This window comes from Nostoc sp. UIC 10607 (assembly GCF_047228265.1).
Taxonomy (GTDB): domain Bacteria; phylum Cyanobacteriota; class Cyanobacteriia; order Cyanobacteriales; family Nostocaceae; genus Nostoc; species Nostoc foliaceum_A.
Map to the genome: position 1 here is coordinate 1 of NZ_JBIQNW010000043.1, position 22026 is coordinate 22026.

Consider the following 22026-nt stretch of genomic DNA (forward strand, 5'->3'; position numbering starts at 1 on the left):
TATACTATTCAAAATCGTGCAAACAATGGTAATTATTCAGTTGAGCGTTTTATATTTAATCATGTCTAGCTACTTAACTGTTCTTTGAATATTTCAGTTTGTACACCCAGGTGGGTGAGAAATAATTCAGCCACTTGGGTGAGCCAGATGTGCGAGGTTACATTTTGTAAAAAAAGAGATTCTAGTACTAGAGAACATTGATTTTACCTAACTCTAGTGAGAAAAATCCTATGAAACTTACAAAATTAGCTGCCTCTTTCCTAGCTGTTGCTTCCATTGTCCTCTCGGCCGGAATTGCTTCTGCTCAAACAGCTGGTACTAACGGTAACTACATCGGTGCTGGTGTTGCGGCTGGTGCAACCAGTGGCGGACAAGGAAACGATGAAGCACAATTTGGTGGTAATATTCAAGGACGCTACGCCGTTCCCAATGCACCTGTTTCAGTGCGGGGTTCTGTGCTGTATGGTGGTGATGCTGCCGCAATTATGCCCATAGTGACTTACGATGCGCCTATCGCCAGAAACACTAACCTTTACTTCGGTGGTGGTTATTCTTTTGTAACTGATGAAGGTCAAAAAACTCCATTGGGCAATCAGAATGCACCTGTAGTTACCCTTGGTATTGAATCAGAAGTTAGCAACAATGTCATTGCCTATGGCGATACTAAATGGGGCATTGACGCTTACAGAAATAGTGATGCTGATGCCGTCAGCTTTCAAGCCGGATTAGGCTATCGTTTCTAGTGATTCCGAGCTAGAAAACAGCTTATTCGGAAGCTAGGGCGATGATGTTAGCCAGGCGTGAGATTGATTCATTCTGTCATATCTGAGTAACCGTACTCAGATATGAACCCTTTTTCAATCATTTTTATTTATGATTTTAAGAAAAAATTATATTGGTTATTATTGATAGTTTCTCTTAAAGTGAAATGAGCAATTTCAAATACGTCTACGTATAAGATATTACTCATGAAAAATATGAATCCCATTCCAGAAATACTGGGTGAAACCACTGATGTAGAATCTTGGCTGATTCGGGCTGGGCTAAGATTTTCAGACTTAGGTAACGATGCTGCAAGTATTGCAATCCGTAAGCAATGGCGAGAGTATCAAGCCGCAGTTCAAAGATGCTGTGCAACGCTACACCAACCACCATCACGTGTTCAATTATGCGGCAACTATGCCAACCTGAGAATACCTAGTGTAGCCTGTCGAGTTGTGCCAAATCCTTAAACTAGGCAAAAGATAGAAAATCTGTAAACAACAAGTATCAATTGCGGTTAGAGAATTCAAGTGTCGATTAGGGCAACTTATAACTGTTTGACCAAAAATAATTCAGAAGTCAGGAGCCAGAATTCATACTGAATTCTGTGCGCCTGTGTGGCAAATCGAGGTTACAGAGCCAGCAGATTTACCCGTCCAGAAGAATAAATCTTAGTAACTTTATTGAAACCCTGAATTCATTCATGGGGTTATTCTAAATACTGAATTCTGACTCGTTCTCATTAATAATCCTGTTGCACGCCACCTACCACTGGCTTAACTTCAGAAAATGGATCAGTGCCGCCACCCCAGTTAAAATCACTAATTCGGACGCTGAAGCCGCCTAACTCCAGCACCGGATTGTAACGCAAGGTGATGCCATAGGTGCGACGGCTATATTCCAAAATGTAGTCAGTGCTAGTTTCTCTACCAGTATCCAAGTTAACAGAAGTTTGAAAGCCTAAGCGAAAAGGGCCATAGATTTGCTGTGATATCCCAGCGCTCAACACTTTGTTATCAACAGAGCGATCAAACAAAAAGGGTGATAATCCGTTATTTAAGCCTTGAGAATAACTAATATTAAAGGCGGTATAGTCGAAAAAAGGTCGAGAAAAATGACCAATTTGCCCTTGTAAGCCAATTGTACCAGTTAGAGTGCTTTGATTATCACCATTGGTGTAATAACTGGAAGTGCCTGTGAGGCTAGCGATCGCTTGCAAGTAAGGAACTACAGGAGTAGCCGTGTATCGTAATCCCTCACTGGCAGTGGGTGCTAATGGTTTTCCCTGCCACAGCAACAACCCTCTACTGAGGGAAGCACTGCCTTGTAAACGACCTAGTGAGATGCGATCATTTTCCCGCTGCGGTTCTAGCAAGTCTTGGCGATCGGTGTTGGCATTGATATACTGAGCGCCTGCCTGATAGGTGAGGTTGATGCCACTCTTTCCTAAAGGAATCACAGGAGAGGTAATAATACCGCCAAGACTGCTCTGGACGGTTTGAAAGCCGAGAGTACCGTTGTAGAGACGATCACGGTAGTTATATTGCAGATTCAATGTATGGGGAAGAGAAGTCCCTAATATCTGGCGCAATCCCAAATTCACCCGCAAATTTTCTTCCACCTTGTTCAAGTCCAAGCTGGTTAACTCCCCAGTCCCTTCAATTACTGCTCGTGGACTCAAAACAGAATTTATCTTCGTCTTGACAGCAAACAGTGCGCCTAAGTCACCCGTACCTCCTTGCACAGCTTTTTGTACTAGCAACTGAGGCGTGATCGTCCAGCTTGTCCGCTCTGTATCGATCACTGGAAAGCCACGCTCAATATACAAACCACCCCGATCTTCTCCGTCATAGCCGGGGGAGACTATTGCAGGTGTAACGTCCCGCTCCCGACGGTCAATAGTCCGCTGATTCACGGGAATTGGTAAGGAGATTGTTTGATCCAATACCAAACGCTGCCCTTGTGTCCTGATGCGGTCTACCAAGGGTGTCTCTCGCGTCAGAGTTACTGTATCTGCGCGTAATTCTAGTTCTGGGGGCGAAAAAGGATCATTTGTGATGCGGACATCCCTTGCTTGCCACCCTTGTGGATAGAAGTCAATGTTTTCAGCTTCAAACCTGAGCCGATTAACTGCACCCCCTGCTTTCGGTGGTGGGATGTTGCTAGCATCTGACTGACCACCAAATGTCACATCAATTCCTCCAGGGCTGCTCACACCGGAAAGGGGCTGATTGGCTCTAATGCGATCGCTGGGCGGACGTTTTGGAACTCCACCAGCAGTTATACCCGTGGGTGAAAAAGCAAAATCTGTTTGTGCTGAGGGTACGTAAATTTCTCCTCTACCATTTTCCAGTTCCCCATTATCTTGAACAAAGTTATAGGTAAAGCGTTGTCCGCGCAGTACCTGATCGCCCCGTGTTAAAGTTACGTTGCCTTCCCCCGCAGCAATCAAGTTGTCTAAATTGACTTGCAGGCGATCGGCATCCACCACCGCCCCATCAAATCGCACAACTACATTTCCAACAGCTGTAATAATTCGCCGTTGTTCGTCATACTCTTGCCGATCTGAAGTGACTTCTACAATTCTCGGTTTGGTCGGCGGCGTGCTAGCTGGCGCTTGTGGCTGATTGGTGGTGTCTACCTCTGGTGTAGGCGTTGGTGCTTGAGTTTGTTGTTGGACTTGGGAATTGAATTCTACAGTGATGGGCGCAGATAGTTGGTTTGTCGGGTTACGAGACTTGAATTTGATAAAATTTTGTACTGATTGAGAACTCGGTGCAAGATCAGCAGCAGATACAGAGATATTGTCTCTTTCTGAAGACTGTGGTGCAGTAATATCACTTTGCTGTTTTTGCTGGGTTAACTTCTCAGTTAAAATTTCCCTCTTGGACTCGACATTGCTATTTGTGGCACTTGGGGCATTTTGAAGAGGACGCGGAGATTGAGCGACAACGGGACTAGGGGCAACTCTAAAGCTACCAGAGTCCAAAAAGGTTTGTTTTTCTTCACTACTAGAATTGGAATCTGGCGTAGACGCAAAGCAGCTTGTCGTTAGACATCGCTCACCGAGTTTTTGAGAAGATTCACGTTTTACATTTACAGAGGAAGCCTCCGCTCCAACTTTTCTTGGCAACGCAGTGGCTTCTCTTTGCGTCTCCCGTTTGCGTAACGCCGCTCTTAGGACAAGTTCCGAACGCCGAATGCCGATGCTCGAACTTGTCTTTGTGTCTTCTTTATCTTGGCGATTAGAGGTTTTAACCTCCTGCGTGGGATAACCAACGACCAGCGATCGCCCCAAAAGTGCGGCAGATCCAGAATCGCTCAGTGGGGAAGTTTTTGGTGGGAAGGTTTCTGGTGAATCAGGTACAGAGGAAGTTTCGCTAACTACCAAGTCATCCTGAGTTGAGTTGATCGAAGTTGGCAATTGCGGATCACTCTTTGCATTATCCGTAATTGCCAATTGAGCCAAAACCTTGGGCTGCTTGGATTTATCTGTCTTTTCGTTTATTCCAGTATCTACACCTGAAAGAAACCTTATATGACTAGCAGATGAGGCGGGATTTACAGGTTGTAAAGATTCGACGATAGGAGGCGGATCGGGCGGCAGAACTGGATGAAGCATATTTGAGCAAAATCGGGCTAACAAACAGCCAAATGACGAAGGGAAGGATAAACATACATTTTGCCTTCCGACTGTCGCCTTCTGCTACCTACAGCAAGCTACCTGGAGGAAGAAACTTACTAACTTTCGCTTAGTAAGTTTCTGTGGCGTTTAGTATTTTCCGCCTTCCAAAGTCGCGGATAATTTATCGCCCTTTTACTCTAAGTCCCGGCGACCGGGGTTACGAGCGGGATCGTTCGATAAAAATCCGAAGATGAAGATAGTTACGAAGAAGGCAACAACAATATAAACAGCGATTTTTAAAGTCAGCATAGAAATATCTCCAACTGGTAAGACAAAGAAAGCTTTTCTTTCACGATCTGCGATGCAGAAAAGATAGCTACTTTATATTACCCAAATCTTGCCCCTTTTTTAGAGGACTCTAGGGACTTGGGACTGGGGACTTGGAGATTAGGGACTAGCAGTGCCTACCCTACGGTTATTGAGAATGGTGCAAGATGTCAGTTGTCTGACTTTTAGATGACCCTAAGAAATAACTCAGAGGCTGGCTACTCTTGTGACGTTGACTGACGGCAAAAGTTTCTTAAAAAGGGAACATAGTTACTGTCACCTGTTCCCTATCCCCTATTTTTCGGTTTGAACTTTTACTAGGTCTTTGCCAATTCGGTTTTTGATTACTCGTGCAGGTATGCCTACAGCAACAGAAAAAGGAGGAATATCTCTATTGACAACTGCTCCCGCACCAATAACACTGCCTTTACCGATGGTAACCCCATCTAACACCGTTACTCCATGCCCTAGCCAACAGTCATCCTCAATCACAATTCCCTTGCGAGTAACACCTTGGTATTTAATCGGCTTCATCGGATCGGCAAAATTATGATTATTGGCGTATATCCCTGAGTGGGAAGCAATCAAGCAGTGTTTACCAATTTTAATGTCTCCTGGCCCCTCAATACACACGTTGGGAGCAATGAAGGTGTCTTCATCAATATGTATACAGGTATTTTCCAAAGACCCTATATCAACGTTACGCTCAATGGCGACTCTATTTCCTAGATGAATTCTATTATTTTTGTGTCCTCTAGCATCCATCCGCACACCCTTGAAAATATATACTCCACTATCTATCTCAATACAAGGAGTACCGTTAAATTCAACACCATTTTGAATAAAAACTGGGCTGCCTATTCTGGCAAAAATACTACGATATCCCAAATTACGCAACTTTGGACCGAGAATAAGTGTAGGAATATCTCCTAATACAGTAGTTACTAAAAGTTCTTGCACGCGCTGCAATTTTGAAAAATATTTCTGATTATGCATGGCTACATATCTCTTAAGTCAATTTTTGTTGGGAGTCTTGAAAGTTGTTTTCGTTGTATCCTAATCTTCTGCCAGCACCAAAAAATTTTGTATTTATTAATACGTTAAATTTATCTGGCAATATTACCGAATTTACCCATATTTATAGATGGTTTTCCAATATTTGAAAAACCATAGTCTGGCTTTGACTATGTGAGCAATTCTTGAACTTAGATGTGTATAATCACCCAATTGATATGCATAATTGCGTTAAGTCGTTAGAAGCTTTTGTACTATAGGTACGTAAAAATTCGGCTTCTTTTTAACCATAACAATTAACAAAACAATTTCAGTATATTGCAGAGTCAAACCTCAGACTATTAAATTGTCTGATGAGCAAAATTGCTGGTTTAGATAGGCTACTGTTTTGGTTTTCCGGCAAATTTGCAAAGCTTGTTACACAATTAGAGATTGAGTTGTTTACGTTGAAGCTACTTTCTTTCAGGCGGTTTTAGTCTTTTTAAACAACTCAGCTCGACAAGCTATTTTGCAACAAACAATACATTTAACTAGACTATATTCAAAGTTCAGATAAAATTTATGCCTAGCATGACAATGTAATTATTGCTGGATTTTTATGGGAATTTTTCCCAAATTAAACCCAACTAGGGTGGATTATCTCCCACATCAGCCATCACATTGAAGTTAACCATCGGTGCAAACAAGTAAGCGCTTCCCCGACTGCTATGACGGCTTTCTTGCAACGAATTTCTAGAGTATGCTGCTCCAATCATGTTGCACACAGATGATTTACGGACTAACCAATTCATATTTGTAATTACATGAATGGCTTTTAATAACAATTGTTTTTAACGATAACACATTTTATTTTTAGTGGAACAATCTTATTAAATAAGTTTATTTCCCAGTTGGTTGTTGATGAGAATAGAGGAAATCAGTTAATTTTTTTACTGGAGCGATGCCTACGGCGGGCAAAGCCTACGCTACTCTTAAATAATTTTATACATTTAGAAAAAATCCCTTAAGTAGGGAGAGCAGAGAGGGCTGTAGTTCAATCAGTTGAAAAATGCTCTAAGGGGTTAATTGGCACTTTTGTCTATATTTTTCAAGTTGTTTGTGTAAGTAATTTTATAATTAAATGTTAAACTCAGAATGATATCTACTATACTTATGACACCCTCTTTGTTAAAAAGCTAAAAATTTTCCTCTTACCTATTACTTATATCTAAAAATTTGTAAATCACCCATTCGGGTGAGCCAAGCGGGTGATGTGTGCTTGGGACTACTTGTTATAAATTTTATTGAAAGAAAGCTAAAACGCAGTTTAGTTTCCAGGAGAAGTCCCCAAAACAACATCAAATGCCCACATTGAGGTATCGGTTTTAACTCACACACTTGGTTCAAATTATGGCTTTAATTAAAGAAATTGTCCAAGAAGCTCTAACTATCGGCTATCTGAGTGTTGTAGCCGAAGATCAACTGCGATCGCAACTTCAAAGTAATTATGACTCAGAAGACCTAGATGCCTGGATCATTTTACAGCGATCTGTTGTGGCAGGTGATGTCAAACAAGAGTCGCGCCGAAAAAAAGCTTCTCTCTCTCCTAAAGCCAAGGACGCTTCATCGAGTATCAAACTTGCTTATCAAATGGCAGCGGAGATTGCCTATGCAGCAGCTGTAGCTTTGTCGATGACAAAAAATACTAAAGATCAACCTTCACTAGGCGCTTAAAATAACACCTTCGTAAGTTATTTTCCTGGTTTGGCATCAAAATTTATACCAAGTAGTTAGCATAGGCGTAGCCCGCCGCAGGCATCGCTTTTCCTAGTTAACTGCTTGGTGTTGTTTTTACACCAGCCAATTTTAGGCGATGTTTACAACAAGCTATTTGGTGTCTCATGACCTTGAGCTAACCTTGACCGAAGAATTATTATATTAAGTCTTTCTTCTCACACTGTCTCTACACTAGGACAATTTTATTAAAAAATAATTAAAGTTTTAAGTGTTCCTGTAAGCCGCTATGCAGAATTTTCACCCTCAGCCAAGGACTTAGATTGATCCCCGGAATCAATTCTAAAATAAATATAAATTATTTCTTCAAAACTAAATTTTTTTTCAGTTATATATGGCAGTAAATGATTAAATTTTAATATACCAAGTATATGGCTGAGGCTAACGCATAGAATTAGAAACACCTTGGTGTAAACTTTAGCAACGAGGTTAAAAAGAATTCTCAATGCTTAACAAAGTCATCGCTTTTTCACAAACTACTGTATAAAGAATTGGCAACATTGGTAAAGAGAGTAAACAATAACCATAGCTAAACTTGGAGTTTTGCCAACTTATGCAGCCAATTCGCACATTTAACGTATCCCCTTCACTACCGCCACGACTCGAACCACTACGGCGGCTGGCATATAACTTGCACTGGGATTGGAACGTTGACACTAAAGATTTATTCCGTCGCTTAGACTCTGACCTGTGGGAGTCTAGCCATCATAACCCGGTGTTGATGCTCGGTACTATCTCTCAATCGCGGCTTCTGGAAGTTGTCGAAGATGAAGGCTTCCTAGCGCAAATGGATCGATCTGCTCGTCAGTTAGAAGATTATTTGCAAGAGCGCACTTGGTATCAGAAACAACGGGAGCAGAAACCCAAAGAATGCTACGCCTATTTTTCGGCGGAATTTGGACTTGTAGATTGTTTGCCAGTCTATTCAGGGGGTTTGGGCGTTCTGGCGGGGGATCACCTCAAATCTGCCAGTGACTTGGGGCTACCCCTTGTGGGCGTAGGTTTACTGTATCAGCAAGGCTATTTTGCCCAGTATCTCAATGCCGATGGCTGGCAGCAAGAACGCTACCTGCTCAACGATTTCTACAATATGCCCTTGCATTTAGAGCGCAATGCCGATGGTTCAGAACTGCGGATTGCGGTAGATTATCCAGGACGCAAGGTGTATGCCAGAGTTTGGCGCGTACAGGTAGGAACGGTTCCCCTGTATTTGATGGACACTAACATTGAACCCAACAACACTTACGATCACGACATCACAGATCAGCTGTACGGTGGCGACATCGATATGCGTATCCACCAGGAAATCATGCTGGGGATCGGTGGTGTGCAAATGCTCAAAGCTTTGGGGCTGAAAGTTACCGCCTACCACATGAATGAAGGCCACGCCGCCTTCTCTGCCTTAGAACGCATCCGCTTGCTGATTCAGGAAGAAGGACTGAATTATGCCCAAGCTAAACAGGTAGTGGCTTCCAGTAACATCTTTACTACCCACACGCCAGTACCGGCAGGAATTGACTTGTTCGCTCCTGACAAAATGCTGCATTACTTGGGGTACTATGCAGAGATATTTGGGTTGCCCAAAGAGCAATTTTTAGGGCTGGGGCGCGAGAATACAGGTGATTTGTCTGGGCCTTTCAGTATGGCGGTGCTGGCGCTGAAGATGGCAACATTTTCTAATGGTGTCGCACAACTGCATGGTGTGGTATCGCGGCAAATGTTCCAGGGCTTGTGGCAGAAAGTGCCAGTAGAAGAAGTGCCGATCGCAGCAATTACCAACGGTGTCCATGCTCGGAGTTGTGTGGCTAAATCGACTCAAGAATTGTACGATCGCTACCTCGGCCCAAATTGGTCATCAGCACCACCAGATAGCCCATTGTGGGATCGGATGGACGCCATACCCGATGAAGAATTGTGGCGCAATCATGAACGCTGCCGTTTGGATATGATTTTGTATGTGCGGGAGCATTTAGTTAAGCATTTAACCGATCGCGGCGCTTCGGCTTCCGAAATTGTCCAAGCCCAAGAAGTTTTAGATCCTTACGCTTTCACCATTGGCTTTGCTCGTCGCTTTGCCACCTACAAACGCGCCACCCTCTGGATGCGTGATTTGGATCGCATTAAGCGGCTTTTACTAGCTAACAAAGACCGGAAAGTGCAATTTGTGATTGCTGGTAAGGCACATCCTAAGGATATTCCCGGTAAAGAACTGATCCGCGAGATAAATCACTTTATCCGCGAACAACATTTAGAAAAACAGGTAGTGTTTGTTCCCAATTACGACATTCACATATCCCGGTTGATGGTTGCGGGTTGCGATATCTGGTTAAATACACCGCGTCGTCCACGAGAAGCCTCTGGTACTAGTGGCATGAAAGCCGCAATGAATGGCTTGCCGAATTTAAGTGTACTAGATGGTTGGTGGGATGAAGCTGATTACGTCCGCACGGGCTGGGCAATTGGACATGGAGAGAATTACGACGATCCTAACTACCAAGATGAAGTAGAAGCAAATGCTCTTTACGAGTTGTTAGAGAAGGAAGTTGTACCGCTATTTTACGAACATCGTGATAGTGATGGCTTACCCCGTCCGTGGGTTGCCAAAATGAAGGATGCAATTCGGTTGAATTGTCCGTTCTTTAATACAGCGCGGATGGTAGGAGAATATGCACAAAGAGCTTATTTCCCGGCTAGCGATCGCTATCATACTCTGACTGTTGATAACTATGCCCCAGCAAAAGAACTAGCTGCTTGGAAAGAAAAACTAAGCGAACACTGGTTCAACATCAGAATCAAAGATGTTGATGTATCGGCAGCTTCAGACATTGAAGTTAACCAAACCGTTGCTGTCAAAGCCAAGGTTGACTTAGCAACTTTGACAAATGATGATGTGCAGGTGGAATTATATCAAGGTGCGATCGATGCCAATGGTGAGATTGTCAACGCTATACCAGTGGTGATGGATTACCAAGGCGAAGATGCACAGCAATTGAGCATTTACACGGGTAATATTACTTATACCGCTTCTGGTTTGCAAGGCTTATCGTTGCGTGTATTGCCGAAAAATCCACACCTGGCTAATCCTTATGAACCAAGGTTGATTGCTTGGGCAGAGTAAGAGTGCTGGGTAGTTATTGAATACTCAAGAAAAGGCGTTGCTGATTTAGGTTTAGCAACGCCTTTTATTTTACAAGTTTTCAGGTAGATAATTAATATCTACTAGCTGTTCTAAGGTATAAGTACAATATTGAGGCAACTTATATAGTTTGCCTTCGGTTTTCTCAATTACATATCCTAAAGCATCATCATAAATTGATACTAGTTCATTTTCTAAATATTGATATAAGTTCGTTGTCAAATTACGTTTTAATGGATTTCTAAAACTTCTAATTTCTGCTTTCCAATGTCCAGAATTATATTGAGATTTTTCTGTACAATATTGCAGCAATAAAAGATGTCTAATAATTTGTTCTAATAAACTAGCAACCTGGGCTTTGTCTCTACGACCCAAATTTTCTAGCTCCTCAATTAAATTTTCTAAATCTAATTTTTCTAAATGTTTAGCTTTCAATAGCTTGATTGTTTCCTCTAACCAGAGATGATCATCAATTTCATAAAGATCTTTTAAACTCAAGTTAGAACTAACTCCTTGCATAAAACCTCCTGGACTTAAATCTTAGGATATTACAATTTTAGGATAATATTCTCTGGGGAATGATAATGTAGCCAGTGGTGCGATCGCCTAATACTAAATTACGTTGTTCTCCCCAATACCACCAATAAGCGGCAACATAGGCGCAAATTAAGCTATCTAGTTTATCTTCAACTGCTTTGAGGGCTGCGCCTGTCGTGGGGATTTCAAGAAGAAACGAAGCGCAGAGGTGCAGAGGAGGAGAGAAGGAGGGGAGAATATCGAGAAGATAATTTTGGAGTTTGATTAGTTCTAAGCGGCGTTCACTGATGCGTCCTTTTTTGTATTTGAGGATGCGTTCTAAGTTAAATAGATTAACGATTGCTGGGTGGGGAAAAACTTCTATTTGATATCTGCTGAGTTTTTGCGGTTCAATGGTGGGTGCATGTGCAAAACCACGGGATTCTAATTCTAAACCAAAGTTGAGGGTGCGCTCTGCGAAGGGTAGGTTTTGATTAGCTGGGTAGCATCCCGCATGATATTTACCAAAGTACTTATGGCTGAGTTTGTCGGGGAGGCGACTCCCGCTAGCGTTGGGTATGAGGGTAGGTGCATCTACGGCGATGATGGCTGGTTCGTCTGGTTGTACACTTTGATCGATCCAGGTGAGAATGTCTGCAATGGCTTCTTTGCGGTCTAGATCAAGTAGTTGCAGTTGTCCGTCTATCCATTCTAAGCAGCATAGTCCACTTGGTTGAGATTTCCAGCCAAAATCAATGCCAATAAATTTCATGGTCATAACACGAATTTGCGATTATTTTCGCATTTTCGGGTAACCATTTATCTAAATTTACTTGCTAAAAATCGTGATAAATAATCTTATAATCTTAAGCAGCTTGCCTTAATTTATTTTATCTCGCAATAAATTAATCAAGATTATTCCAATGAAAATTTTATTTTTACATCCCAATTTTCCCTCGCAATTTCGCAACCTAGCGACAGTTTTAGGTAAAGATCCTAATCACAAAGTCGTCTTTGGGACAAATCGTCGTGAAGGGGAAATACCTGGCGTTTATAAAGTTATTTACACTCCTTCTCGTGAAGCTGCTCCCCAAACTCACCACTATGTTCGCAACCTGGAAAATGCTGTTCTTACCGCTCAGGCTGTCTATCGCGTAGCAGAAAAATTAAAAGCCGAAGGTTTCGTTCCAGATATAGTTTATGGCCATTCTGGTTGGGGGCCGACTTTGTTTATGAAAGATGTTTTCCCCAAAGCAGAATTATTGTGTTATTTTGAGTGGTTTTACCATGCTCACGGTTCAGATGCAGATTTTGATCCCAATGAACCACTTAATGCTGATGATGAATGCCGCATCCGCGTCAAAAATGCGCCGATTTTGACTGATTTATATAGCTGCGATCGCGGTCTTTCTCCGACGAATTGGCAGCGTCAGCAGTTTCCCAGAGAATATCATAGCAAACTCACTGTAATTCACGATGGTGTTGATACCAAATATTTTGTTCCCAAACCAGATGCAAAGTTAGTTTTACCAAGAATAAATCTTGACCTTTCCCATGTGGAAGAGTTAGTAACTTACGTGGGACGGGGAATGGAACCTTATAGAGGTTTTCCGCAGTTTATGGAAACGGTAGCGCTACTTCAGCAGCGACGACCTAAGTGTCATGTGGTAGTTGTGGGAGAAGATAGGGTTGCTTATGGTAAAAATCTCCCCGATGGTAAGACTTATAAACAATTAATGCTAGAAAAATTATCTTTGGATTTATCTAGACTGCACTTTACAGATAGGCTTCCTTATAATGAGTACCTTCAGGTTTTGCAAGCTTCTTCTGCTCATATTTATTTAACCCGTCCTTTTGTTCTATCCTGGTCAATGTTGGAAGTAATGGCAGCAGGATGTTTACTAGTCGCTTCTAAGACTCCACCAGTATTGGAAGTCGTACAGGATGGAGTGAATGGACTGCTGGTAGATTTCTTTTCTCCTCAGAATATTGCTAATAGAGTTGAAGAAGCGCTGAATCATCCTCAGGAGATGAACGCTATTCGTGCAAAGGCGCGAGAGACAATTCTGAAGCGTTATGATTTGGCGAAACTGTTACCACAGCATTTGCAATGGATGTTGGCTGGTAAAAGTTCTGACAGTTTGAAAAAGCGCCCACATCCTAAAGGATTTGGCATAAATTAGATGTCATTAGTCATTAATTATTAGTCATTAGTTACAACCAACAAAGGACAAATGACAGAGAAGTATCAAAGCGATATTTAAAATGCGAATTATTTTTACTATTGCCCATTTTTTTAAACCTAGCAGTGAGGGTCGCCATGCTTCCCAATGCAAAGACCCCCAACCACGCTTGCAGGCTTTAGCTAAAAGCCTTGTCGCTTTACACCAATTATTTGGTAAATCTCAAAGTATCATCAACATTGCTCAACGAATAGCTTTTCCTGCCAACCAACCACAGTCTCACGAACTAGATATTGTTATTTGTACAACCAAAGATAATCATCTTTTGAATCAGCTTCCTTTACCATCATCTTTATATAAGCATCATTCTACTAATGTAGAACCTCTGCTTTTGGGTTTTGAGTGTCAAGCTGTTCTGCAAAGTTGTCTCGGCCAATATGATTACTATTGCTTTTTGGAAGATGACCTAATTATCCATGATCCTTGGTTTTTTATAAAATTAAACTGGTTTACTCAACAAGCAGGTGATTTAAATTTGCTCCAGCCAAATCGTTATGAAGTCTCCCCTTACGGTTTGGTTAATAAAGCTTACATTGATGGGGATTTGGCTTTACGAGTAACGGCTCCCTTTCAAAATGTGCAGGAGCAACAGGAACTCAAAGGTACAATTATGAATGCACCAATTACCTTTTGTCGTGCCCTCAATCCTCACGCAGGCTGCTATTTTTTGAATGAAAATCAGATGACTCATTGGGCTAATCAAACTTCTTTCCTTGACCGGGATATTAGCTTTGTTGGGCCTTTAGAAAGTGCTGCAACCTTGGGAATTATGAAGACATTTCGGATTTATAAAACCTCATCAGAGCAAGCAAGTTTTTTGGAGATTCAGCACTCTGGAACAGGATTTTTGGGGCTAATTGGTGGACAGGTGGGTTTAGCAGAGAGGTAAATCGAATTTAAAAGTTTGGTTTTTGTGAATAAAATTAATGCGATCGCTATTTATAAAAACACATTAGCGATCGCTCGACAATCAACTAATACCAATTCAATTAATGGTTGCAACACGTCCTTGGGTAAAGACGCGATGAATCGCGTCTCTACAAATAGACCATTTGCCGCATTATTATTTCAAATTGGTATAATCTCAAATTGTGACTAATGGTTGTTCAACAGGGATAGGCGTGGTCAGCGGATCAAATCCTAATTGCTCAGTAATGCGCTCTCTGGCTAAAAGGCGGTATTCCCAAAAATGCTCACCAGCAGCACATAAACCCAAATACATATTCACGAATTGGGGCTTGGTACGGAGAATAGCCCAAAGCTGTTGCCAAAATTGACCCCGAATTTCCTGCCGTTGCCAGCCTTGTCGCCAGAGCAAGTGTGCAAGTAGTCGCAGTCCTTTACCAGGAGGAAAATACATTGTCTGCTGTAGTTGCGGATTAGGTGTAATCTTCAGACATTGTTCAAAACAACGTCGGAGATAGTTTTTGGGTTCGTATATTTTCCAAATTGCCTCTAAATATTCTTTAGCAACTTCAGCCATCGGCCGGGTAGGAACAAAATTCATTAAGGAATTCTGATCCCCCACCTCCAAACCTCCAAATCCTTCTAATAATCGCTCCTCTCGTTTTAGTCTTTCCCAAAGGGCAGTATTGGGAAGGGCTTGTAGTATACCGAGCATCGGTTGAGGAATGCTGGTTTCTTCAATAAAAGCTTGAATTCGCTCTCCAGCGCCAGACTTTTCGCCATCAAAACCAATGATAAATCCTGCATAGATCAACAATCCAGCTTCATTGATGGTACGACAGGCTTCTAACAGGGGATTGCGGGTATTTTGAAACTTGCGGGTGACTTGCAGGCTGTCTTGATCTGGTGTTTCAATACCCAAAAAGACTGCGTAGAAGCCAGCTTTAGCCATTAGTTCTAATAGCTCAGGATCTTCTGCTAGGTTGACGGAAGCTTCAGTCAGGAAGGTGAAGGGATAATTGCGTTCTTGCATCCAGGGGATTAATTCTTGTAAGAGGCGTTTCACATTGCGTTTATTGCCAATGAAGTTATCATCTACTACGAACAGAGATCCACGCCAGCCTAAATCATAGAGGGTTTGCAGTTCTGCTAGAGTTTGACTGGGTTCTTTGGTACGTGGTTTGCGACCGTATAGATTGATAATGTCACAGAATTCGCATTCAAAAGGACAACCGCGAGAAAACTGGATTGCCATCATTAAGTAATCATCTCGTTTGAGTAAATCAAAGCGAGGTATGGGGCTTTGGGTGACATCTGGTTTTTCAAGAGCGCGAAATGTTCCTTGTTCTTCACCTTTAGCGATCGCATCTAAAAATTGCGGAACTGTAATCTCCCCTTCATCTAAAATCAAATAGTTAGCTCCTGCTTTTTGGGCAGGTTCTGGTACTGAGGTCGGATAAGGGCCACCCACAGCAACTTTTTTTCCCAGTTGCGCTGCTTTGTGAATTTGGGCGAGAAAATCTTCTTTCTGTGCAAGCATCGCTGAAAGAATCACGATGTCGCACCATTGCCAATCAGCATCTGTTTCTTGATTAACATTGCGGTCATAAAACCGAACTTCCCAGTCTGTTGGTAGCATAGCGGCAACAGTTAGAATCCCTAACGGTGGGATAAATGCTTTAAGCCCCGCTATTTTCATGAATTCGTCGTAAGACCAAAACGTTTTAGGAAAGCGAGGGTAAAGTAAGAGTACTTTCATTGCTGTAGTCCTCTAATTAAATTTTGGTTGGAAAATTTTTACTTTTGATCAATCCGTGTTTTGGATGCTGATTGCAGAGATGATGCTACGATCCCATTACCCCTATTCTTTATCTATCTGTCTTTAGATAGACATTTGCAGATGCAAATGTAATTTTTAATTAATTAGCAGGATTACCGCCGTTGTAATAAAACGTCGAAATCATGTTTAATTGCGGCGTTTTGCGATTTAGTATTTGTATTGCCGTGTTATGTAAACGCAACCTCTTGCAATGCAATTGTATTGACTAACAATGTGATTGTATTGAATAACAATGCGATTGTATTGACTAACAATGCGATTGTATCGACCAACAATGCCATTGCATCAACTAACAATGCGATTGTATTGACTAACAATGCGATTGTATCGACCAACAATGCCATTGCATCGACCAACAATGCCATTGCATCGACTTCAACAGACTACAGTAAAGCATTGCAATGCCCCACTCAACAAGCTGTGGTTAACACACTAAGTTATCGTTTTCTTTCGTGAAGAGTTTTTATAGCAATCCGAGTTGAGTTAAAATCTCTCATCCCACAACGGCGAGTTGACCTGGAAAATGTCAAAATTAAATGAGTTTTGCGTAGGCGCAAGCGACTTGTCGCCAGACATCGCCATTTTACTAGCGCGGATTTGAGATAATTAAATTGGAATTTATGGGCAAGCAACGTGTTCTTTCTGGAGTTCAACCAACGGGCAATTACCATCTAGGTAACTACTTGGGAGCCATTCGCAACTGGGTAGAAGGTCAGAGCGAATACGAAAATTACCTTTTTGTGGCTGATTTGCACGCGATTACAGTGCCACACGACCCAACACAGTTGGCAGCTGATACCTACACTCTTGCTGCTCTCTATCTAGCCTGTGGTCTTGATTTAAATCACTCCACCATCTTTGTACAATCCCACGTTTCGGCCCACAGTGAACTCACTTGGTTGCTCAACTGCATTACACCTCTAAACTGGCTGCAAGACATGATCCAGTTCAAGGAAAAGGCTGTTAAACAAGGAGAAAATGTGAGTGCAGGTTTATTAGATTACCCTGTGCTAATGGCAGCTGATATCTTGCTTTACCAAGCGGATAAAGTGCCAGTGGGTGAAGATCAAAAGCAACACTTGGAATTGACACGAGATATTGCAGCTCGGTTAAATCACCAATTTGGTAAACCAGATCAACCAGTTCTGAAGTTACCAGACCCTTTGATTCGCAAGGAAGGGGCAAGGGTGATGAGTTTAGCGGACGGTACACGTAAAATGTCGAAGTCTGATCCTTCGGAGTTAAGCCGAATCAGTTTGCTAGATTCACCAGAACAGATTCAATACAAAATTAAGCGTTGTAAAACTGATCCGATTCGGGGGCTGACTTTCGATGATCCAGCGCGTCCAGAGTGTAATAATTTGTTAACGCTGTATACATTGCTTTCTGGGAAGAGAAAGGAAGATGTCGCAGTTGAGTGTCAGGATATGGGCTGGGGGCAATTCAAGCCATTGTTGACGGACACAATTATTGAGTCCCTGAAACCAATTCAAGAAAAATATCACTCGATAACAGAGGATAAAAGCTATTTAGAGTCTGTGTTGCGGGATGGAGGGGAAAAAGCTAGAGCGATCGCAAATCAAACTTTATCACAAGTAAAAGCTGCTTTAGGCTACTCTCTTCCTCTATAAGTTTTCCCTTTTCGGTGTGACTTGCTATACCATTTAAGAAATTGAAATTCTTAATGTTATGCATCACACCCATAGCCACACAGCCTTCCGCAGAGCTGTACAAGCAGGTGAATTTCTAGTTACTGCTGAGGTAGCACCGCCAAAAGGGGGAGATCCAGCGCACATGATTCAAATGGCGGCGACTCTTAAGGGAAGGGTTCATGCTGTCAATGTTACTGATGGTAGCCGCGCAGTATTACGGATGTCTTCGTTAATGGCATCAGTGATTTTGTTACAAAACGGTATAGAGCCGATTTGTCAAATTGCTTGCCGCGATCGCAACCGCATTGGTTTACAAGCTGACCTGATGGGCGCTCATGCTTTAGGTATCCGTAATATTTTAGCTTTGACTGGCGACCCAGTTAAAGCAGGTGATCATCCAGATGCCAAAGCAGTGTTTGACTTGGAAGCTGTGCGACTGCTGCAACTGATTCGGAAGATGAATCAAGGCGTTGATTGTAATGAAAAACCCTTGACTGATGGAGCATTAGATTTATTTGTTGGTGCAGCAGTAGATCCACAATGTAAGAGTTGGTCGGGTTTGCAAAGTCGATTTGAACGCAAAATTGAAGCTGGAGCGCAGTTTTTTCAAAGTCAGTTGATTACCGATTTTGAGCGGCTAGAAAAGTTTATGGATAACATTGCCGCTGGTTATAAAAAACCGATTTTGGCAGGAATTTTTCTGTTGAAATCGGCAAAAAATGCCCAGTTTATTAATAGATGTGTTCCGGGGGTAAATATTCCCCAACATATTATTGATAGATTGGCAAAAGCCAAAGACCCTTTTGAGGAAGGGATAAAAATTGCCGCCGAGCAAGTGCAGATAGCGCGGCAATTATGTCAAGGGGTTCACATGATGGCGGTGAAGCGTGAAGATGCGATCGCGCCAATTTTAGATTTGGCTGGGGTTGCTCCAGTTAATCAGTTAGTATCCAAGTAAAGAAGATAACGAATCTTTTATTAAAGCAGATGGTTTTCCCCATCTGCTTTTTTATACTGAAACAGACGCGTTTACACTATTTTTGATAGACTTTCAATATCCAATGTTCCTTTGACTAAATCTAGGTGCAAACTGACAAAATATTTTATAGCTTATTTCAAGCTTTTCCTAGCATATTTTTTGCCATAATTGGCGACATGACTACCAATGTCAACGCCTATGAATTTGTTTCAGTTGAGCTAAAAGAAACTGCTTTTAGGATTGATGGGGTATTCATCCCCACAAGTGAAACCACAAACCAACCACTTTACTTTGTTGAAGTTCAGTTTCAATTAGACTCAAATTTTTATAGACGCTTCTTTGCCGAAATCTTTCTTTACTTGCGTCAAAACGAATCAGTCAATTTTTGGCGTGCTGTTGTCATCTATCCGCAACGAAGTTTAGATCCGCAAGACCAACAGCCGTATCAGTTGCTGCTAAACAGTTCACAAGTGCAACGCATTTATCTAGATGAATTAGATTCAGAAGACAACTCACTTCAAGTTGCGATCGTTAAATTAATTATAGAAAGGGAAGAGACAGCCATTGACAAAGGTAGAGAATTGATTTTACAAGCAAGACAAGAACTGGCAGATGAAGCTACCACCAAGCAAATTGTAGAATTGATAGAGACTATTCTGTTGTACAAATTTACCCGGTTAAGCCGAGAGGAGTTAGCAGAAATGTTAGGTATAGACGATGAATTCAAAAAAACAAGGATGTATCAATCAATCAAGGAAGACGGCTTAGAAGAAGGTCGCCAGGAAGGTCGCCAGGAAGGTCGCCAAGAGGCTAAGTTAGAAGCTATTCCCCGGTTGTTAGCATTAGGATTGAGTGTAGAACAATTGGCGGTGGCTCTCGATTTAACGGTGGCGCAAGTACAGCAAGCAGCCCAGAATCAGCCTAGCTCATAGTGGGCACTGCTTGCGTCTAATGTCATCAGCAAGTGCGATTGCTTCTGGTTTAGTGAAACTAAACATAAAAGAAGCGATGTCTACGACGGGCTAGGCCTACGCACTTAAATTAAAACCTGGGTTACATCTTACCGTGTTGCATCACTTCTTGTAGATGCCGACGAACCTCTTGTGCTTGCTCAAGATCAGATTGGCGCAATTTTTGGAATAACTCTACACAAGGCTGGGAACCTACTTGCTCTGCATCTTTGATGTAAATATCGTAAGCTTTAACGGCTTCAGCCTTGTTGTGCAAAACGGTGACGAAATCATACTCCAAATTGCTAATTACTTCTTGAGACTGTCCATTACCTGTATTTGTAGTCATGGCTTGACCCTCTTTTAGAATTTCTAATTAACTTTATACTCACCCTTAAAGAGGGATTCATCTTCCAAAAAGAGTATATTTCAATACGTCGGAAGTACCTTGCAAGGTTAGACTATACCATTTTAGATTTTAGATGCGTCAAACTACTTGAGGCATAGTCAGCAAAGGAGCATAGAGTAAGAAAATACTTTTTCCCCACTCCCTACTCCCGACTCCCCACTGCCTATTTTCATAAGAATTTATCCAAGAGGTTGATTTTCATCACATTGACGTGAATACTGTAATTCCAAATCATTTTGCCGTTCCCTACCTCCTCTATACACAACCGGACAAAACTTAGTGTTAGCGCTCATACAATCCATGTGTGGTGTCTTAGCACAGACCACGAGTAGTCCACCCAGAACAAACAACAAACCACAAATTGCAAGCGTATTAACCCAAGAAATTTCCAGCGCTCCGTGAACTACTACCTCTCGCAGTAGAGATACAATTGTTACCTCAACTGCCACTCCTACAGAGATACTATGTTCTTGCAAATAGACCATTAATAGTCGAAATAACTCGACTAAAATCAACACAAATAGTATTTTTGCAGTCACATGTTTATAGTCTAGTGGCTGCGTGAGGGCGATAGCTATCCCCCACAATTGGATTAGCATGACGGCGAACAAACCCAAACACAAAACAATCACAATTAAGTCTTGAAAGGCTTCCATGTTGCGAACAATTGATTGCCGATCAAGCCAGCGATCGCTAAATAAAAATCGACTCTTCGGGCGCTTTTGCATGTACGTTTTTTCCAATCGGGACAAGTTCAGACAACACCAGCGAGTCAACCCAATAGTTTTATGTTATGCAATATTAAGTTTTTGCGCATCAGCGAGGTTGGTAATTTAAATTTTGTGCTTGTTGCAACAATTGTTCGGCATTTTTCGCCCACTGAGGATTACCCTGAGCATTATATAAATCTCTAGCAAATTGCAATACTTGTACTGCATCTCCATATTGCTGTAACTGCATAAAAACTAACCCTGCACCATAATAAGCATTAGGATAGTTAGAGTTAGCTTCGGCTGATTTTCTAAAAGCCTCTAATGCTTCTTGTGATTTGCGTTGCTGAAACCAAATTGAACCGAGATTGTAGTAAGCTTCGGGGTACTTCGGATTAATTTTTATTGCCTGATTAAAAGCATCTTTGGCTTGATCGAGTTTGCCTTGTTGGAGATAACACATCCCCATATGATAAGGAGGCTCTGGTGCATTTTTGCTATATTCTATGGCTTTTTTAAAAGATGCGATCGCTCGCTCACAATCTCGTTGCTGTTCTTGTACTAATCCCAAGTTATAGTGGGCAAATCCGAGTTTGGGATCAAGTTCTAACGAGCGTTGCAAATAATCGTTAGCTAACTGTAAATTATTGCCTTCTAACAACGCACCACCTAAATTCGCAAAAGCTGGAGCAAATTTGGGATCGGCTTGCGTCGCTCGATAAAATGCATCCGCAGAGGGTTGCAATTGTCCTGTTTGTCGGAATGCTAGCCCTAAATTATAGTGCGCTGGTGCTAATGCTGGATCTAATTGGGTTGCTTGTTTAAAGGCTGCGATCGCATCTTGTACCCTTCCCGCTTGAATTGCCTGTAAGCCTTGGTTTAACCAGTCTATGGCAGTTTTAGGATTAGATTGTGCCAGCTTTAAGGCAACAGGAGGAGCTAGAGAAAGAGAGGGAAAGGAAATACTAACAACGAGCAGAGTCAAACTTGCTAACCCGGCTATGCGATATTTAAAGAATGATAATGCCATTGATTTTCTGACTCGCAACACTTTCAGTTAAATTTACTTCATCAAAACTTTTTTACAAATATTTTTAATTTGCCATAAAAATTTGTATTTATTAACTTTTCTTAAGCTATATCTTACGACAGGCTACAATTTTTTTAACTTTCGATTAAAGGGA

At 41.8% G+C, this 22026-nt stretch carries 21 protein-coding genes; 10 read left to right on the forward strand and 11 right to left on the reverse strand.

Going from position 1 to position 22026, the window contains the following annotated elements:
- Window positions 1-230: 230 nt before the first annotated feature.
- Both ACEYW6_RS26015 and ACEYW6_RS26020 read left to right on the forward strand, forming a co-directional pair.
- Window positions 231-743, forward strand: a complete 513-nt coding sequence (locus tag ACEYW6_RS26015; RefSeq protein ID WP_190897017.1) for an outer membrane beta-barrel protein — start codon at window positions 231-233, stop codon at window positions 741-743.
- Window positions 744-968: 225 nt separating this feature from the next.
- Window positions 969-1232, forward strand: coding sequence for a hypothetical protein (locus tag ACEYW6_RS26020; protein WP_412982032.1), 264 nt, complete (start codon window positions 969-971; stop codon window positions 1230-1232).
- 272 nt (window positions 1233-1504) lie between these two features.
- Here ACEYW6_RS26020 and ACEYW6_RS26025 read toward each other — a convergent pair whose 3' ends face one another.
- The 4 genes from ACEYW6_RS26025 to ACEYW6_RS26040 form a co-directional block, all read right to left on the reverse strand.
- Window positions 1505-4384 (reverse strand): DUF3769 domain-containing protein, encoded by a 2880-nt coding sequence (locus ACEYW6_RS26025; RefSeq protein WP_412982033.1) that lies wholly within the window; start codon window positions 4382-4384, stop codon window positions 1505-1507.
- Between the two features lie 195 nt (window positions 4385-4579).
- Window positions 4580-4696 carry a photosystem II reaction center protein I gene (locus tag ACEYW6_RS26030; protein WP_041566417.1) on the reverse strand — a complete coding sequence of 39 codons (117 nt, stop codon included), beginning with the start codon at window positions 4694-4696 and terminating at the stop codon, window positions 4580-4582.
- Window positions 4697-5008: 312 nt separating this feature from the next.
- Window positions 5009-5710, reverse strand: coding sequence for an acyltransferase (locus ACEYW6_RS26035; RefSeq protein WP_412982034.1), 702 nt, complete (start codon window positions 5708-5710; stop codon window positions 5009-5011).
- 644 nt (window positions 5711-6354) lie between these two features.
- Complete coding sequence (locus ACEYW6_RS26040; RefSeq protein ID WP_190897083.1) at window positions 6355-6519, reverse strand: hypothetical protein; 165 nt, start codon at window positions 6517-6519, stop codon at window positions 6355-6357.
- A 598-nt stretch (window positions 6520-7117) separates the two neighbouring features.
- Between ACEYW6_RS26040 and ACEYW6_RS26045 the strand changes: the two genes are divergently transcribed.
- Together ACEYW6_RS26045 and glgP are read left to right on the forward strand one after the other, a co-directional pair.
- Entirely contained in the window at window positions 7118-7441 is a 324-nt protein-coding gene (locus ACEYW6_RS26045; RefSeq protein ID WP_412982035.1) for a hypothetical protein, read from the forward strand.
- Between the two features lie 613 nt (window positions 7442-8054).
- Window positions 8055-10619, forward strand: coding sequence for an alpha-glucan family phosphorylase (glgP, locus tag ACEYW6_RS26050; protein WP_412982036.1), 2565 nt, complete (start codon window positions 8055-8057; stop codon window positions 10617-10619).
- Between the two features lie 69 nt (window positions 10620-10688).
- Here the strand turns inward: glgP and ACEYW6_RS26055 are convergent, their stop codons facing one another.
- On the reverse strand, window positions 10689-11156 hold the full coding sequence (locus ACEYW6_RS26055; protein ID WP_412982037.1) for a DUF29 domain-containing protein: 468 nt from the start codon (window positions 11154-11156) through the stop codon (window positions 10689-10691).
- A gap of 37 nt (window positions 11157-11193) precedes the next feature.
- The gene (locus ACEYW6_RS26060; RefSeq protein WP_412982067.1) at window positions 11194-11925 is read right to left on the reverse strand and encodes a DUF429 domain-containing protein; all 732 of its coding nucleotides are present in this window, start codon (window positions 11923-11925) and stop codon (window positions 11194-11196) included.
- A 151-nt stretch (window positions 11926-12076) separates the two neighbouring features.
- Between ACEYW6_RS26060 and ACEYW6_RS26065 the strand changes: the two genes are divergently transcribed.
- The 3 genes from ACEYW6_RS26065 (at window position 12077) to ACEYW6_RS26075 (ending at window position 14495) form a co-directional block, all read left to right on the forward strand.
- Window positions 12077-13336, forward strand: coding sequence for a glycosyltransferase family 4 protein (locus ACEYW6_RS26065; RefSeq protein ID WP_412982038.1), 1260 nt, complete (start codon window positions 12077-12079; stop codon window positions 13334-13336).
- An 82-nt stretch (window positions 13337-13418) separates the two neighbouring features.
- Window positions 13419-14285, forward strand: a complete 867-nt coding sequence (locus ACEYW6_RS26070; protein WP_412982039.1) for a calcium-binding protein — start codon at window positions 13419-13421, stop codon at window positions 14283-14285.
- 24 nt (window positions 14286-14309) lie between these two features.
- On the forward strand, window positions 14310-14495 hold the full coding sequence (locus ACEYW6_RS26075) for a hypothetical protein (RefSeq protein WP_412982040.1): 186 nt from the start codon (window positions 14310-14312) through the stop codon (window positions 14493-14495).
- Here ACEYW6_RS26075 and ACEYW6_RS26080 read toward each other — a convergent pair.
- Together ACEYW6_RS26080 and ACEYW6_RS26085 are read right to left on the reverse strand one after the other, a co-directional pair.
- Window positions 14481-16061, reverse strand: coding sequence for a B12-binding domain-containing radical SAM protein (locus tag ACEYW6_RS26080; RefSeq protein ID WP_412982041.1), 1581 nt, complete (start codon window positions 16059-16061; stop codon window positions 14481-14483). The genes ACEYW6_RS26075 and ACEYW6_RS26080 overlap by 15 nt on opposite strands.
- A 248-nt stretch (window positions 16062-16309) precedes the next feature.
- Complete coding sequence (locus ACEYW6_RS26085; RefSeq protein WP_412982042.1) at window positions 16310-16507, reverse strand: hypothetical protein; 198 nt, start codon at window positions 16505-16507, stop codon at window positions 16310-16312.
- 255 nt (window positions 16508-16762) lie between these two features.
- On the opposite strand from ACEYW6_RS26085, the gene trpS reads away from it, so the two are divergent.
- The 3 genes from trpS to ACEYW6_RS26100 all read left to right on the forward strand — a co-directional run bounded on the left by trpS (window position 16763) and on the right by ACEYW6_RS26100 (window position 19705).
- Window positions 16763-17773, forward strand: a complete 1011-nt coding sequence (gene trpS, locus ACEYW6_RS26090; RefSeq protein ID WP_196509264.1) for a tryptophan--tRNA ligase — start codon at window positions 16763-16765, stop codon at window positions 17771-17773.
- A gap of 58 nt (window positions 17774-17831) precedes the next feature.
- Window positions 17832-18752 (forward strand): methylenetetrahydrofolate reductase, encoded by a 921-nt coding sequence (locus ACEYW6_RS26095; RefSeq protein ID WP_412982043.1) that lies wholly within the window; start codon window positions 17832-17834, stop codon window positions 18750-18752.
- Window positions 18753-18877: 125 nt separating this feature from the next.
- Complete coding sequence (locus ACEYW6_RS26100) at window positions 18878-19705, forward strand: Rpn family recombination-promoting nuclease/putative transposase (RefSeq protein WP_412982044.1); 828 nt, start codon at window positions 18878-18880, stop codon at window positions 19703-19705.
- A gap of 121 nt (window positions 19706-19826) precedes the next feature.
- On the opposite strand, the gene ACEYW6_RS26105 is transcribed toward ACEYW6_RS26100, so the two are convergent.
- From ACEYW6_RS26105 to ACEYW6_RS26115, 3 genes are all read right to left on the reverse strand, one after another.
- Complete coding sequence (locus tag ACEYW6_RS26105; RefSeq protein ID WP_229461715.1) at window positions 19827-20072, reverse strand: hypothetical protein; 246 nt, start codon at window positions 20070-20072, stop codon at window positions 19827-19829.
- Between the two features lie 239 nt (window positions 20073-20311).
- Window positions 20312-20860, reverse strand: coding sequence for a phosphate-starvation-inducible PsiE family protein (locus ACEYW6_RS26110; protein ID WP_190897048.1), 549 nt, complete (start codon window positions 20858-20860; stop codon window positions 20312-20314).
- Window positions 20861-20948: 88 nt separating this feature from the next.
- Window positions 20949-21872, reverse strand: coding sequence for a tetratricopeptide repeat protein (locus tag ACEYW6_RS26115; protein ID WP_412982045.1), 924 nt, complete (start codon window positions 21870-21872; stop codon window positions 20949-20951).
- Between the last annotated feature and the right edge of the window lie 154 nt (window positions 21873-22026).